The sequence below is a fragment of the Flavobacterium sp. genome, assembly GCF_044361015.1.
In the GTDB taxonomy this organism is placed as follows: Bacteria; Bacteroidota; Bacteroidia; order Flavobacteriales; family Flavobacteriaceae; genus Flavobacterium.
Genome location: NZ_JBIKJL010000009.1, coordinates 1 through 13,918 on the forward strand (window position 1 = coordinate 1; position 13,918 = coordinate 13,918).

The window sequence follows — 13,918 nt, forward strand, 5'->3', positions numbered from 1 at the left end:
AACCAAGTGAACATTGACCTCGTTGTGCTATTCCTTTGAAGGTTTTATGTTGATGAATTCGTCGATTATCACAAACCCTTAAGGGAGTCGAATCAATAAAACTTATCCCTGTGCAATCTCCTAATCCAAAACTTTTTAGATAGGCAAAAAGATGCAACATACTTTTAGAGTTAAGATCTGTCATGCGATTGTAACTGACTGTTTTTGGAAACAAATCATTCAAATGAATACAAACGTATCCTAAGTAAAAATCTTTGAAGGTTCTGAAACCAGAATGATGGAAAATAATTTGTATAGTCATTACTTCAGACATAGAAAGTTTGCTGGGTGTATTCCTAATTTTTGCCTTACCTATGCGCTTGGAATTCAACATTGGTTCAAATTCTTGACAAAAATCGTCAACGGAAACAAAAATTTCTGTAATTTTATATCTTGAAAGCATAGCGGATTATTTAGTTAAATGTTTGTATTTCAGCACTATAAATATACTAAATAATTCGTTTTTTTAATACTTTTTTTTGATTTTTTATATCGAACTCACGATAAATAGTATTGACAATACAAAAAAAATTAAACTTGAAACTCTCAACCCGCAACTCGTAACTTTTCCCTATCTTTGCCCGCTTTTTAAAAATCAAATATGTTCGGAAATCGAGTACTGAAAGGAGTTTTCTTAGTTGCCCTTGGAGCGACAAGTTATGGCATGTTGGCTACGTTTGTTAAATTAGCTTATGACGAGAATTTCACAACTGCTGAAGTCACTACAGCTCAATTTGTATATGGAATCATTGGTGTGCTTCTTATCAACTCTTTCCAACTAGTTAAAAATAAAAACATAGCTTTTAAAGCAACCAGGAAAAATATTTTTCATTTAATGTTGGCAGGAACTTCTTTAGGCATGACAAGTGTTTTCTATTACTTAAGTGTGAAATACATCGATGTTTCCATTGCTATTGTCTTACTCATGCAAACCGTTTGGATGGGGGTATTATTAGAAATGATTTTAGATAAAAAACTACCTTCGATTCAAAAAATAATGGCTGTTTTCATTGTATTAATTGGAACAATTTTAGCAACAAATTTAATTCAAAATGAAATTGCTTTAGATTGGCGTGGATTATTTTGGGGAATTTTAGCAGCTGCCTCCTTTACGACTACCATGTTTACAGCCAATCGCGTGGCCACAGAAATTACCTCTGCACAACGAAGTCTATACATGCTCCTAGGGGGAGCAATCATCGTTTTTCTCTTTTCAATAGTAACACAATCAACCCCGTTTAATTTTGAAATCTTTTTAAAATGGGGAATTATTGTTGCTCTTTTTGGCACTATTATTCCACCAGTGCTATTAAATTCCGGTTTTCCTTTGACAGGCATTGGACTTGGAAGTATTGTATCCTCGCTAGAATTACCGGTTTCAGTTCTTATGGCTTATTTCCTTTTAAGTGAAAAAATAAATGGTTTGCAATGGTTTGGAATTATTCTTATCATTCTTGCGATTGTTGTCATGAATATCAATTTGATAAGAAAGATTTAATGCTTATTTCGAAAAAATATTTTACTGTTCTACTTTTTATTAACATTTTTTTTATAAATTCGTATTAAACAAAGCAATTCATTTATGAATTTACCTTGGCATTTGTACCTTATGTCAGCTACAGATATAATAGCCGCCGTATTTAGTGATTTTCGAAATCCGAAATTTTTTTTAAAAATAATTCCTCCCTATTTTTCAAATCCCAAATTATTGAATTACACTTCAGGAATTGCGGAGATTTTATTGGGATTCTTACTATGTATTCCAGAATTCAGCCCTTTTGCGTCTTGGGGAATAATCATATTATTACTGGCACTATTTCCGACAAATCTAAATATGTATAAGAATGAAAATGGATATTGGGATTACCAAAATGGATTAGAATATTACGTTTAACTTTACAATTTGCTTTGATTTTTTGGGCTTATGACTACACTAAATATTAATTAAACTACAATTTTATGAAAAAACTATTTGCAGAATTTTTTGGAACTTATTGGTTGGTTTTTGGAGGTTGCGGAAGTGCACTATTTGCTGCAGGAATTCCCGATTTAGGAATCGGGTTTGCCGGAGTTTCGTTAGCTTTCGGTTTAACCGTACTAACGATGGCTTATGGTGTTGGGCATATTTCAGGTGGTCATTTTAACCCGGCTGTTTCATTTGGACTTTGGGCTGGCGGACGTTTTGACGCCAAAGAACTTTTACCTTATATCATTTCTCAATGCATAGGAGCTCTTGCCGCAGCTGCAACGCTTTACTTTATTATGAACGGTCAAGATAACTTTGTTGGTATTGACAACACCCAAGCTGGTGCTTTTGCATCCAATGGTTATGGTGCTTTTTCCCCTTCAGGCTATTCGATGACAACAGCTTTTGTAGCAGAATTCATATTGACAATGTTTTTCTTATTGATAATACTTGGAGCTACTGATAAATTTGCTAACGGTAAATTTGCAGGAATTGCAATCGGTTTAGGTTTAACGTTAATTCATCTAATCAGTATTCCTATTACAAATACATCTGTTAATCCGGCTCGTTCTACTTCCCAGGCTATTTTTGTAGGAGGAGAACCTTTGAGTCAACTATGGCTTTTCTGGCTTGCCCCAATTTTAGGAGCAATTGTTGCCGGATTTATTTATAAAAATGTGTTACAAAAAAATGAAGAATAATAATTTTACTTCTTAATTTACCTTAAGCGATGGAGTTTTCCATCGCTTTTTTTATTTTTACCAAATGAATTCATTATTTCCAAAAGAAAAAATTGTATTTGATCTACCCGACGCTGAAATCGAGTATTATCCAAATTTATTTTCAGTAGAAAAATCTAATGAATTATTTCAAAAATTAAAAAATGAAATTCCTTGGCAACAAGACAATATTACTGTTTTTGGTCAAACATATCCTCAACCTCGATTGACCTCTTTATATGGAAATGCTGGTAAAAAATATTCTTATTCTAATATCGTAATGCAACCTCATAAATGGAATCCTTTGCTAATGTTTATCAAAAATGAAGTGGAAGAAATTTGTCCTGAAAATTTCACAACAGTTTTACTAAATCAATATCGTGACGGTAAAGACAGTAATGGATGGCATGCAGATAATGAAAAAGAACTAGGTCGAAATCCAATAATTGCCTCAATTAGTTTTGGGGCAGAAAGAGTTTTTCATTTACAACATAATGAAATTAAAGAGTGTAAACAAAAAATTACGTTAGAACACGGTAGCCTGTTAATTATGAAAGGTGAAACACAACATTTTTGGAAACATCAAATTCCGAAAACATCAAAACCAATTGGCACTAGAATTAATCTAACTTTTAGAATTATAAGATAATCGCTAAAATTAAATCAAAATATTATTTAAATTAGTAAAAAAAATAAATGCAAACTATCATTGATTATTTTGAAAGCATTTCCTCACTTCACAGAGGTCTCATTCTAGTTGGAGGTATTACCCTTTTTTTGCTAATTGAAAACGCTTATCCATTATTCAAATTTCAATACAATAAAATTGAACATGCAGGAATAAATATTTTCTTCACGATAACCACTATAATCATCAATTTTCTGATGGCTTTTATTTTGTTATTAGCAGCCGATTTTGCCGTACAACAAAATTTCGGAATTCTACAATGGCTGCCGCAAATGAATATATGGGTTTACACCATTGTTGGTTTACTTTTACTCGATTTGATTGCAGCCTATTTGGTTCATTTGATTGAACATAAAGTAACTTTTTTATGGCGTTTTCATTTAATTCATCACACCGATACATGGATTGACACTACTTCGGCCAATCGACATCATCCAGGAGAAAGCATCATTCGTTTCATCTTTACTGTTATTGGTGTTTTAATAGTAGGAAGCCCGATGTGGATGGTTTTTTTATACCAATCACTTTCTGTATTTTTTTCACAATTTAATCATGCCAATATTCCACTTCCTAAAAAAATTGATAAATTGTTAAGTTATTTTATTATATCACCCGATATGCACAAAGTGCACCATCACTATAAATTACCTTACACAGACAGTAATTATGGAAATATATTTTCTGTTTGGGATAGACTATTTGGAACGTTTTCATATTTAGATAGAGAAAAAATTATTTATGGCGTTGATACCCATATGAAACCGGAAGAGAACAACCAACTAGTCAATTTGTTAAAAATACCATTTCAAAAATACAGAGCTCCTAAACTTTAATTTAAAAAAATAAGTGTAGTTTGAAAAAGTAATTTATTTTTTTACTAATATTGGTTTAGAATTTGAAACTTTAAATTAAATATTAATTGTGCTTTTGAACTAATGAAAAAAAGTAAAAGAGTGGAACTGGATAACGAACAAGTTGAACGCGTTATCAGTATGGCTCAAGAGGAAAAAAAACCTTTCGAAGTAATTAAGGTTGAATTTGGAATTTCCGAAAACGAAGTTACTGAAATCATGAGAAAACGACTTTCAAAAGATGATTTTGAACTTTGGAAAAAGAAAGTTACGGCTAGTAAACCTAAACCAAAACCAATTATTGATGATTTTGATGATTTAGACAGCAAATACTATATCAAAAATAAATTTGATTAAGTATATTTTAACTTTTGTTCACCAAGAGTTTTTTTATTTTCTGACGTTATTTGCTTTTTGATTAAAAATGTCTCTACTTCCAAAATATTTTACAGCGGTGCAAATAGACCGAATAATAGAAATGGCTTGGGAAGATCGCACCCCTTTTGAAGCCATCACTTTTCAGTTTGGAATTTCTGAACAGCAAACCATTGAACTCATGCGAACAGAAATGAAGGCTTCGAGTTTTAAAATGTGGCGGGAACGTGTACAAGGAAGAGCTACCAAACATGCTAAGAAAAGAGTAAATGGCATTGATCGCTTCAAATGTTCACTCCAACGTCAAATTACGCACAACAAGATATCCAAACGATAAAATATATTCAATAAACACATAGCATTCTTCTCTCGGAATGCTTTTTTTATTCAAAAATTAAAATAAACTTAAATTATATTGATATTTATTTAAACATTATTTACTTTTGAATAAACTTTGTTTAAAATGAAGCCTAAACTACCTATCCACTGTCCGAGTTGTGAAAGTTCCCTCTCTGTTTCACAATTAACTTGTGAAACTTGTCAAACACAAGTTTCCGGAAACTTTTCTTTACCATTACTATTGAAACTTTCGGAAGAAGAACAAAATTTTATACTGCAGTTTTTTCTTTCTAGTGGAAGTTTAAAAGAAATGGCCATTCAAATGGGCAATAGTTATCCAACTGTTCGAAATAAACTGGATGACATGATAGAAAAAATTAAAAAAACGCAAAATAAATTAGTCAATGAATGACAAACTATTATTTCAGGAAAATCAAAAATTCACACAATGGTGGGTTTGGACAATCATTATTGGAACAAATCTAACAGGCGGATATTTATTGTTAAATGAATTTGAAAACAATAAAATATCAATTTTATTTCTTAGTTTCTATTTTATATTTTTTGGGATTTTTATCTTAGTTTTTTATTTTTTAACCCTTGAAACAATCATTACAAAAGACTATATTTCAATACGTTTCTTCCCTTTTCATTGGAAAGAAAGAAAATATTTTTTTTCAGAAATAAGTCAAATGGATGTAATCAAATATAGTCCAATTTTTGATTATGGAGGTTGGGGTGTTCGATACGGCAGAAACGGAAAGGCATTTAATGTAGCCGGAAATATGGGCTTAGAATTGCATTTTTTAAACCGAAAAAATCTTTTAATTGGCACCCAAAAACCGGAAGAATTAAAAAAAATAGTAGAAACAATTATAAAGTAATTGACTAAATAATGAAACAATTATATAATCCTTTTGAACTTTACTCAGAACGTCAACTTTTAATTTTTGGATTAGTAATGACCTTAATTGGTTCCTTTTTAGGCTACTCTTTCAATGGTCGCTTTGACGGTATAATTGATTTTCATTTATTAGAATCAGTCACTTTTTTTGAAGTAGTTCTCGATAATTTTTTTAATACTGTCCTATTAACTACGCTATTGTTTATGACCGGGAAATTAATCAATTCGAAAACGCGTTTTGTAGATGTATTAAACGCTTCTTTAATTGCCCGAATTCCTTTTTATATATTACCTTTTTTTAATTTCAACAATGTAATGTATGACGTGAGTAATCGTACTTATGACATTATGGTAGCTGGAAGTTTTAATGCTATTTCAACTCCGGACATAATACTGTTAATGCTATTCAGCTTTGTAGCTATATTTACTTTGATTTGGTTTTCCGTGCTTTTATGGAATGGTTTTAAAGTAGCGACAAATGCTAAAGGAATTAAAAACATTATACTATTTATTTTTACCATTCTTGTAGTAGAAATTGTTTCAAAATATATAATTACCACTTTTAATTAATCTTTATAAAAATGAAAAAAATCAGTTTATTAGTTGTCCTTTTTTATTCAATAGCATCATTTTCTCAAGATATTACCGGTGAATGGTATGGAAAAATAAGTGTCACGGGATCCGAATTAAGACTAAGTTTTACAATTTCCAAAAATGAAAACAACTATTCCGGAACCATTAGTGTTCCGCAACAAAATGCAAATGGCATTCCCTTATCATCCGTTACTTTTCAAGATAATCTTTTAAAAATTACGTTTGACGCAGCCGGATTTTCTTATACGGGAAAATTAAATGCTGAAACTGTTTTTGAAGGTACTTTTTCTCAAAACGGCCAAAACTTTCCATTAAATCTGTCCCGGGAGAAAATGGAAGAAACCAAATTAAATCGACCACAAGAACCAAAAGGTAAATTTGATTATGGAATTGAAGAAGTAACTTTTGAAAATAAAAAAGACAAAATAACTTTGGCAGGAACCTTAACATATCCTCAAAACAACAAACCTTATCCGGTAGTGGTATTGATTTCAGGAAGTGGACCACAAGACCGTAATTCAGAAATTTTTGGACATAAATCTTTCTGGGTGATTGCCGATTACTTAACTAAAAATGGCATTGGAGTGCTTCGCTTTGACGACAGAGGCGTTTCAAAATCTCAGGGTGATCGTTCACTTGCCACTTCTTATGATTTTGCTACAGATGTTGAAGCTGCAGTCACATTTTTAAAAACAAAATCAGGAGTTGATTCTAAAAAAATTGGATTAATAGGGCATAGCGAAGGTGGTATGATTGCCCCTATTGTTGCTTCAAAAGATAAAACTATCGATTTTATCATATTGTTAGCCGGTCCCGGAATTCCGTGTATGGAGCTTTTATTGGATCAAGCCTATCAAATTGGAAAAGTTGCCGGTATGACGGAAGAACAACTAAGTGAAACCAGAAAAATAAATCAATCTATTTACACAATCGTAAAAAGTGATGCTGATGATGAAACGGTTAAAAAGGAATTAGTCACCATTCTGGAAAAAACAACAAATGAAAACTCCCAATTAGAACAACTTAGCGAATCTGATAAAAAGCAAATGATTGCTCAACAAATCGAACAATTAAGCTCTCCTTGGTATCGAAGTTTTATGAAATTTAATCCAAGTCTCTATTTAGAAAAAGTAAAATGTCCTGTTCTGGCTTTAAATGGAGAAAAGGATTTACAAGTTCCCTCTAAAGCAAATACAGAAGGCATTAAAAATTCGTTATCAAAAGGTGGAAATAAAAAAGTTACCCTTAAAGTATACCCTAATTTAAATCACTTATTTCAAGAATGTGAAACCGGTGCAGTTGAAGAATACGGAACAATTGAACAAACCTTTTCTCCTACTGTATTAACAGATATAAAAGATTGGATTCTATTACAAACTAAATAAACTTTATCAAACACTTAACAGTTAAACGCTTTGAATAAAAGCGTTTTTTGTTGTTATTTGTAACAAAATAAGAACTATTACAACTTATTATCAATTATATAATTATTTCATGAAAAAATCATTTTTATCGATAGTCGTTACCAATACATTTTTACTGTTAAACCTTTCCATTGCAACCGCTCAAAACAAAACCAACGAAGTTCAGGTTTCTATTGACTTAGTCAATATTAACAATGACAGAGTAGCGGTTACCATCATTCCACCAAAAATAAAAACCAATGAAACTACTTTCTATCTTCCTAAAATAGTTCCCGGAACCTATTCCGAAGATGATTACGGACGTTATATTGACAATTTCAAAGCCTATGATGCTAAAGGAAAAGAACTTGTGATAGCTAAAATGGATGAAAATTCATGGGTAATAAAAGAAGCTAAATCATTAGCAAAAGTTACTTATTTAGTAAATGATACCTATGATTCCGAATCAGGTTCTGAGTTTGGAAAAGGGGATATATTTTCACCGGCAGGAACTAACATTGCAGAAGGACTCAATTTTGTTATCAACACGCATGCTTTCGTAGGTTACTTCATAGACTTGAAAGAACTTCCTTATCGGTTATCAATCACAAAACCTACCAATTTATTTGGAGCTACTGCAATGATTGATTTGGATAAGAGTGAAAGTAGTGATGTATTTACAGCTTCAAGATATGCTGAATTGGTAGATCATCCAATTATGTATAATAAGCCAAATTACACCACATTTATGGTGGATGATATGGAAATTATTTTAAGTGTTTATTCACCTAAAGGAACATTCAAAGCGGAAGATTTGAAACCAACGATGGAAAAAATGATGAAAGCCCAAAAGAAATTTTTAGGAAAGGTAAATAGCACAAAAAAATATGCCATTTTACTTTATTTATCAGATTATGAAACATCGGATGCTAAAGGATATGGTGCTTTGGAACACAATACCTCAACAACTGTTGTTTTTCCTGAAGCAATGCCGGCAGAACAATTAGAACAAAGTTTAGTTGATGTGGTTTCGCATGAATTTTTTCATATTGTTACGCCTTTGAGTGTACATTCTAAAGAGATTCATTATTTTGATTTCAACACTCCAAAAATGTCACAGCATTTATGGATGTATGAAGGGATTACAGAATATTTTGCCAATTTATTTCAAGTGAACCAAGGACTAATTTCAGAAGATGATTTTTATGAAAGAATGGCTGGTAAAATTACTAATTCTAAACGCTATGATGAAACCATGCCATTCACTAAAATGAGTGCAGAGGTTCTAAAAAAACAATATAAAGATGCTTACTTAAATGTTTATGAAAAAGGAGCTTTAATTGGAATGTGTTTGGATATTCAATTACGGGAGAGCTCAAATGGGGAAAGAGGAATTCTTGATTTGATGCAAAAATTATCTAAAGAATTTGGTGATGCTAAACCATTTGATGACAGCGAATTGTTTGATAAAATTGTTTCTCTGACCTATCCTGAGATTCGAACATTTTTAACAACTTATGTAGCAGGTTCTACACCGCTTCCTTATGATGAATTTTTTGGCAAAATGGGTGTTACCCAAACTAAAATCCAAATTCCGGGAAATGTTTTTCTAAAAGGTCAAACACCCTATATCACCGTAAATCCTTCGACCAAAGAAATTATTGTTCTACCGGGAATTGAGTTAAATAGTTTTATGAAATCGCTAGGATTACAAGGCGGAGATATTATTCTTGCCGTTGATGATACAGCATATAATTTAGACAACATTTATGATATGATTATTGGAAGCATGTCATGGCAAGAAAATGACCCGATTACTTTTAAAATAAAAAGAGAAGATAAAGAAATTACCTTAAAAGGAACAGTACAAATTCCAATGGATGAAGTAGATGGATATCAAGCTACAGACGATGCCAAAAAAACAATTCGTGAAGCTTGGCTAAAAGGTTAAATCAAAAGATATCAAAAGATAAAAATCCCTGAAAGTAATCATTCAGGGATTTTTAATTTTTAAAACTATCCTCTAAAAAAGAACTTCAGTTTTTCAAAAAATCCCTATTTTGCAACCAAATTCAAAAGACATATAAACAAATGAAATTCATTACTAAAATAGCCCTACTTTTTACCATACTTCTTTTATTTGTAGCCTGTGAGAAAGAAAATAAAAAAGACTATAACCTACATATTTCAGGAAACATAAATGGAATCAAGCAAGGAAAATTATTCATACAACAACTAAAAGACACCAGTTTAGTTGTGATTGATTCTATAATTTTCAATGGAAAATCATCTTTCGACAGCTATTTGACAATTGATTCGCCGGAAATGTTATATTTCTTTTTAGACAGAGGTCAAACAAACTCCTTAGACAATAATTTAGTAGTTTTTGCTGAACCCGGAGAACTTTCATTAGAAACCAATTTAGAAACGTTTTATGCAGATGCTGTTGTAAAAGGTTCAAAAAATAATGACCTCTATTTGAATTTCAAAAAAATAAATGCTCGTTTTTCAAATCAACAATTAGGATTGATAGAAAAAGAAATAAATGCTCAAAAAAACTACAATCTTGTTCAACTAGACAGTATTCAAAAAGCAAAAGAACAATTACTTAAACGCAAATATTTATATGCTATAAACTTTGCTTTAACTCAAAAAGAATTTGAAGTGAGTCCTTATATTGCTTTGTCTGAGATTTATGATGCCCAAATTAAATATTTAGATACCATTCATCATTCAATGTCGCCCAAAGTAGCTCAGTCTAAATATGGAAAATTACTGACCGAATTTATTGAAAAAAGAAAAAAGGAAGAACAACAATAAAACTAAAAACCATAAGATTAAAACTTATGGTTTTTTTAAATACATTTAAAGCAACTTCCATACTATCAAATTAACTTATCTTTAGGTTCAAACTATTTCAAAAAAAAAGGACAACAGTAAAAGTTGTCCTTAAAATTGAGCCGATAGAGGGCCTTCCGTATAAAAATCGGGATAAACTTCTCGTACCGAATTTCACAAAAAAAGGATAACCGTTAAGTTATCCTTTCAAAAAATAGAGCCGATAGAGGGACTCGAACCCACGACCTGCTGATTACAAATCAGCTGCTCTAGCCAGCTGAGCTACATCGGCGTCTCAATCTGAGTGCAAATATAATTTTGAAATTGAATATTCCAAAACAAAAAGGCACTTTTTTTATCAAAAAATTGGATTAAAGTGCGTTCACTTTTTGAACCAATTGAATCGCAGCTGATTCCAAATCTTTTTCTACTTGTTTTAAATGAGCTTTACGACTTTCAACTTTTTTGTTGTTTACTTTAGAAATTAACGTGTCAAAAGTTGCAATAGCTTCATCAATCAACGCATTTGATTTCTCAGTTGGTTTTCCAGTAGTTGTCATTTCGTGGATATAAACCGCCTCAATAATATCTCCCATCACAAAATTGATGTCTTTCTTCAAATTTTTAATACTTGCCATTTTTATATATATTTTAATTGCGGTGCAAAAGTACGTAAAAAATTAGAATTAAATAAATTGGTTTCGTTTCCTAAACAGTAATTTCTAATAATGTTGCTTTTCCCTTTAATAAAAATGATGTTAGAACAGCCGATATTAAAACGGTATTACCTGCTTTGTAAAAGTACTTTTCATCATTTAAACATAACTCAAAATTTCCATCAGTACACATCAATACAGTAAATGCATCTTTGCTTTTATGAATTGGAATTTCTCCGTTGAGTTCAATAATATTTGTTTTAAAATAAGGACAATCAAGAACTGAAATCTTTTTGTTTTCAATTACCGAATATTCTTTTTTTGTTGATACTATTTGAAAGTTGATTGCTTCTAAAGCCAAATCCGTATGTAATTCACGCCCTTTTCCGTTGGAATCTACCCTGTCCCAATCATAAACTCGGTAAGTAATATCACTAGTTTGTTGAATTTCTGCTAATAAAATTCCACCACCAATAGCATGAACAGTTCCGGTTTCTAACAAAAAAACATCACCCTTTTTAACTGGAATTTCATTTAATATATTGAGTAAAGTTTTATTGTTTAAGTGGCTTAAATAGTCAGCTTGATTAGTTTCTTCTTTAAATCCAATAATCAAACGAGCACCCTTATCAGCTTGCATCACATACCACATTTCCGTTTTTCCAAAAGAATTGTGTCTGGCTTTGGCCAATTCATCATTTGGATGCAATTGAATCGACAAATCTTCCCGAGCATCTAGGTATTTGAATAACAAAGGAAATTGTTTTCCAAATCTGCTATAAACTTCTTTTCCTAAAATTTCTTCCGGAAATTGATCTATTAATTCATTTAGATTTTTCCCTTTTAAAATGCCATTATTGATAACACTTACATCATTTGGAACCGTTGATAATTCCCAGCTTTCTCCCGTAATTTCAGAAGAAATGGGTTTGTTCAAATAATCGTGTAGTTTTGTTCCTCCCCAAATGCGTTCTTTAAAAATGGGCTCAAAAGTAAAAGGATAAAGTGGTGTGGTCATTTTTTTTCTTGCAAAGGTCAAAAATAAGCAATTGATTTGATACTATCTTCTTATCAAACACTTATACTATTTTTTTAAGCATCTCAAGTGCTTTTTCAATGTGAATTTTAGCCGATAAATTGTCGAAAATCAATAGTATAATTCCATTTTCATCTGCTACATAAGTTACACGTCCCGGAAGAAGTCCAAATAAAGCGGTTGGTACACCAAAAAGTTTTCTGATATTTTTATCTTCATCCGATAATAAAATAAAAGGAAGCTTGTACTTCGAAACAAACTTTTGATGAGAAGCGATTGAATCACTGCTGACTCCTATTACTTCAGCACCTAAATAAGTAAAATCTTCATATTGATCTCTAAACGAACAAGCTTGCGTTGTACAACCCGGTGTATCGTCTTTTGGATAAAAATAAATTACTACCGGTTTTTTATTCAATACTATTGAACTGTCAAAAATATTTCCGTTTGTATCTTTTGCGGTAAACCGAGGAATTTTGTCTCCAACTTTCAGTGCCATTTTAGTTTCCTTTATAGGTTACAAAATTGCGTGGTGTTTCATACAAAACAACTTCCAATTCTAATTCATTTTTTATTTGATGTCGCAATTTATTCCAAATTACAACGGCAATATTTTCAGCTGTTGGATTCAAATCAAAAAAATCAGGTACATCTACATTTAGATTTTTATGGTCAAAAGCCTCTTCAATATGCTCTTTAATTAAATCGGATAAAATCTTTACGTCCAAGACAAAACCTGTTTCCGTGTCAATTTCTCCGGTTACACTGACAATTAATTCATAGTTATGTCCGTGAAAATTTGGATTATTACACTTACCAAAAACCAAATCGTTTTTTTCCATCGTCCAATCTTTACGATACAATCGATGAGCTGCGTTAAAATGAGCTTTTCTGGAAACAGTAACTTTCATGGCAAATGGTTAAAAGTAATTGGTAAAAGGTTATAGTTTGTGCTCTTCTAAATAATGATAAAACTCGTCAAAAATAATTTTAAACCAAACGGTATAAATGTCCGGGTGAATTTGCATGTCTTCTTTAATGGCTTCAATACTCATCCATTTCCAATCTTCCACTTCATCAGGATTAATTATTGGTTTGTTATTGTAATATCCAATCATCACATGATCTAATTCATGCTCTGTCAAACCATTATCAAAAGGAGCTTTATAAATAAAATGAAACAACTCCTTCAATTCGGCAGAAAAACCCATTTCCTCACTCAACCGTCTCGTCCCTGCTTGAATGTTGGTTTCACCTTCCCGTTGATGACTACAACATGTGTTTGTCCACAATAATGGAGAATGGTATTTTTGATGAGCTCGTTGTTGAAGCATGACTTCGTTTTTATCATTTAAAATAAAAACAGAAAAGGCACGGTGCAAAACCGCTTTTTCATGAGCTTCCAATTTATTCATCAAACCAATTGGTTCATCTTTCTGATTGACTAAAATTACTTTTTCTTCTTTCATAGCACTTTTATAGCTCTTCAAAGGTATGAAAAAGTTCGTTT

At 31.5% G+C, this 13,918-nt stretch carries 19 protein-coding genes and 1 tRNA gene; 13 read left to right on the forward strand and 7 right to left on the reverse strand.

All coding sequences use genetic code 11. The features are described 5' to 3' along the window. Positions 1-442 (reverse strand): transposase (locus ACIQ2Z_RS04225; protein ID WP_396182913.1); only part of this gene is annotated, 442 nt, incomplete at its 3' end. A 198-nt stretch (positions 443-640) separates the two neighbouring features. Here ACIQ2Z_RS04225 and ACIQ2Z_RS04230 point away from each other — a divergent pair. The 13 genes from ACIQ2Z_RS04230 to ACIQ2Z_RS04290 all read left to right on the forward strand — a co-directional run bounded on the left by ACIQ2Z_RS04230 (position 641) and on the right by ACIQ2Z_RS04290 (position 10,698). After that, positions 641-1,537, forward strand: coding sequence for an EamA family transporter (locus ACIQ2Z_RS04230; RefSeq protein ID WP_396182914.1), 897 nt, complete (start codon positions 641-643; stop codon positions 1,535-1,537). Positions 1,538-1,621: 84 nt separating this feature from the next. Then, positions 1,622-1,933 carry a DoxX family protein gene (locus ACIQ2Z_RS04235; RefSeq protein WP_396182915.1) on the forward strand — a complete coding sequence of 104 codons (312 nt, stop codon included), beginning with the start codon at positions 1,622-1,624 and terminating at the stop codon, positions 1,931-1,933. 65 nt (positions 1,934-1,998) lie between these two features. Beyond that, positions 1,999-2,706, forward strand: coding sequence for an aquaporin Z (aqpZ, locus tag ACIQ2Z_RS04240; protein ID WP_396182916.1), 708 nt, complete (start codon positions 1,999-2,001; stop codon positions 2,704-2,706). A 64-nt stretch (positions 2,707-2,770) separates the two neighbouring features. Next, entirely contained in the window at positions 2,771-3,373 is a 603-nt protein-coding gene (locus tag ACIQ2Z_RS04245) for an alpha-ketoglutarate-dependent dioxygenase AlkB family protein (protein ID WP_396182917.1), read from the forward strand. A 47-nt stretch (positions 3,374-3,420) separates the two neighbouring features. After that, the gene (locus tag ACIQ2Z_RS04250; protein WP_396182918.1) at positions 3,421-4,245 is read left to right on the forward strand and encodes a sterol desaturase family protein; all 825 of its coding nucleotides are present in this window, start codon (positions 3,421-3,423) and stop codon (positions 4,243-4,245) included. A 102-nt stretch (positions 4,246-4,347) separates the two neighbouring features. After that, the gene (locus tag ACIQ2Z_RS04255; protein WP_396182919.1) at positions 4,348-4,620 is read left to right on the forward strand and encodes a TIGR03643 family protein; all 273 of its coding nucleotides are present in this window, start codon (positions 4,348-4,350) and stop codon (positions 4,618-4,620) included. A gap of 67 nt (positions 4,621-4,687) precedes the next feature. Beyond that, entirely contained in the window at positions 4,688-4,975 is a 288-nt protein-coding gene (locus ACIQ2Z_RS04260) for a TIGR03643 family protein (RefSeq protein WP_396182920.1), read from the forward strand. Between the two features lie 126 nt (positions 4,976-5,101). After that, positions 5,102-5,389, forward strand: coding sequence for a DUF2089 family protein (locus ACIQ2Z_RS04265; RefSeq protein WP_396182921.1), 288 nt, complete (start codon positions 5,102-5,104; stop codon positions 5,387-5,389). Continuing rightward, the gene (locus ACIQ2Z_RS04270) at positions 5,382-5,861 is read left to right on the forward strand and encodes a hypothetical protein (protein WP_396182922.1); all 480 of its coding nucleotides are present in this window, start codon (positions 5,382-5,384) and stop codon (positions 5,859-5,861) included. The genes ACIQ2Z_RS04265 and ACIQ2Z_RS04270 overlap by 8 nt, the downstream gene beginning before the upstream one ends. Before the next feature lie 11 nt (positions 5,862-5,872). Then, positions 5,873-6,451: a hypothetical protein gene (locus tag ACIQ2Z_RS04275; RefSeq protein ID WP_396182923.1), complete on the forward strand. Its 579-nt coding sequence runs from the start codon at positions 5,873-5,875 to the stop codon at positions 6,449-6,451. An 11-nt stretch (positions 6,452-6,462) separates the two neighbouring features. Next, positions 6,463-7,860, forward strand: coding sequence for an alpha/beta hydrolase family protein (locus ACIQ2Z_RS04280; RefSeq protein ID WP_396182924.1), 1,398 nt, complete (start codon positions 6,463-6,465; stop codon positions 7,858-7,860). Between the two features lie 109 nt (positions 7,861-7,969). After that, positions 7,970-9,829 (forward strand): peptidase M61, encoded by a 1,860-nt coding sequence (locus tag ACIQ2Z_RS04285; RefSeq protein ID WP_396182925.1) that lies wholly within the window; start codon positions 7,970-7,972, stop codon positions 9,827-9,829. Positions 9,830-9,969: 140 nt separating this feature from the next. Next, positions 9,970-10,698 (forward strand): DUF4369 domain-containing protein, encoded by a 729-nt coding sequence (locus ACIQ2Z_RS04290; RefSeq protein ID WP_396182926.1) that lies wholly within the window; start codon positions 9,970-9,972, stop codon positions 10,696-10,698. Between the two features lie 236 nt (positions 10,699-10,934). Here ACIQ2Z_RS04290 and ACIQ2Z_RS04295 read toward each other — a convergent pair. The 6 genes from ACIQ2Z_RS04295 to idi all read right to left on the reverse strand — a co-directional run bounded on the left by ACIQ2Z_RS04295 (position 10,935) and on the right by idi (position 13,877). Next, positions 10,935-11,008 (reverse strand) — tRNA-Thr (locus tag ACIQ2Z_RS04295). A gap of 79 nt (positions 11,009-11,087) precedes the next feature. Beyond that, a complete protein-coding gene (locus tag ACIQ2Z_RS04300) occupies positions 11,088-11,354 on the reverse strand; it encodes a hypothetical protein (RefSeq protein ID WP_396182927.1) in 267 nt (88 codons plus the stop codon). Between the two features lie 70 nt (positions 11,355-11,424). Further along, the gene (locus ACIQ2Z_RS04305; RefSeq protein ID WP_396182928.1) at positions 11,425-12,390 is read right to left on the reverse strand and encodes a type I phosphomannose isomerase catalytic subunit; all 966 of its coding nucleotides are present in this window, start codon (positions 12,388-12,390) and stop codon (positions 11,425-11,427) included. A 61-nt stretch (positions 12,391-12,451) separates the two neighbouring features. After that, positions 12,452-12,907, reverse strand: a complete 456-nt coding sequence (locus ACIQ2Z_RS04310; RefSeq protein ID WP_396182929.1) for a peroxiredoxin — start codon at positions 12,905-12,907, stop codon at positions 12,452-12,454. Position 12,908: 1 nt separating this feature from the next. Then, entirely contained in the window at positions 12,909-13,319 is a 411-nt protein-coding gene (locus ACIQ2Z_RS04315) for a 6-pyruvoyl trahydropterin synthase family protein (protein WP_396182930.1), read from the reverse strand. 30 nt (positions 13,320-13,349) lie between these two features. Further along, complete coding sequence (gene idi, locus ACIQ2Z_RS04320; RefSeq protein WP_396182931.1) at positions 13,350-13,877, reverse strand: isopentenyl-diphosphate Delta-isomerase; 528 nt, start codon at positions 13,875-13,877, stop codon at positions 13,350-13,352. Positions 13,878-13,918 lie beyond the last annotated feature (41 nt).

Bases quoted from the DNA above. Each gene is read 5' to 3' on its own strand.
- ACIQ2Z_RS04285 (WP_396182925.1), top strand. From the start codon at position 7,970: ATGAAAAAATCATTTTTATCGATAGTCGTTACCAATACATTTTTACTG.
- ACIQ2Z_RS04235 (WP_396182915.1), top strand. From the start codon at position 1,622: ATGAATTTACCTTGGCATTTGTACCTTATGTCAGCTACAGATATAATA.
- ACIQ2Z_RS04315 (WP_396182930.1), bottom strand. From the start codon at position 13,319: ATGAAAGTTACTGTTTCCAGAAAAGCTCATTTTAACGCAGCTCATCGA.
- ACIQ2Z_RS04300 (WP_396182927.1), bottom strand. From the start codon at position 11,354: ATGGCAAGTATTAAAAATTTGAAGAAAGACATCAATTTTGTGATGGGA.
- ACIQ2Z_RS04270 (WP_396182922.1), top strand. From the start codon at position 5,382: ATGAATGACAAACTATTATTTCAGGAAAATCAAAAATTCACACAATGG.
- ACIQ2Z_RS04260 (WP_396182920.1), top strand. From the start codon at position 4,688: ATGTCTCTACTTCCAAAATATTTTACAGCGGTGCAAATAGACCGAATA.
- ACIQ2Z_RS04280 (WP_396182924.1), top strand. From the start codon at position 6,463: ATGAAAAAAATCAGTTTATTAGTTGTCCTTTTTTATTCAATAGCATCA.
- ACIQ2Z_RS04275 (WP_396182923.1), top strand. From the start codon at position 5,873: ATGAAACAATTATATAATCCTTTTGAACTTTACTCAGAACGTCAACTT.
- ACIQ2Z_RS04250 (WP_396182918.1), top strand. From the start codon at position 3,421: ATGCAAACTATCATTGATTATTTTGAAAGCATTTCCTCACTTCACAGA.
- ACIQ2Z_RS04310 (WP_396182929.1), bottom strand. From the start codon at position 12,907: ATGGCACTGAAAGTTGGAGACAAAATTCCTCGGTTTACCGCAAAAGAT.
- ACIQ2Z_RS04305 (WP_396182928.1), bottom strand. From the start codon at position 12,390: ATGACCACACCACTTTATCCTTTTACTTTTGAGCCCATTTTTAAAGAA.
- ACIQ2Z_RS04245 (WP_396182917.1), top strand. From the start codon at position 2,771: ATGAATTCATTATTTCCAAAAGAAAAAATTGTATTTGATCTACCCGAC.
- ACIQ2Z_RS04290 (WP_396182926.1), top strand. From the start codon at position 9,970: ATGAAATTCATTACTAAAATAGCCCTACTTTTTACCATACTTCTTTTA.
- aqpZ (WP_396182916.1), top strand. From the start codon at position 1,999: ATGAAAAAACTATTTGCAGAATTTTTTGGAACTTATTGGTTGGTTTTT.
- ACIQ2Z_RS04230 (WP_396182914.1), top strand. From the start codon at position 641: ATGTTCGGAAATCGAGTACTGAAAGGAGTTTTCTTAGTTGCCCTTGGA.
- idi (WP_396182931.1), bottom strand. From the start codon at position 13,877: ATGAAAGAAGAAAAAGTAATTTTAGTCAATCAGAAAGATGAACCAATT.
- ACIQ2Z_RS04265 (WP_396182921.1), top strand. From the start codon at position 5,102: ATGAAGCCTAAACTACCTATCCACTGTCCGAGTTGTGAAAGTTCCCTC.
- ACIQ2Z_RS04255 (WP_396182919.1), top strand. From the start codon at position 4,348: ATGAAAAAAAGTAAAAGAGTGGAACTGGATAACGAACAAGTTGAACGC.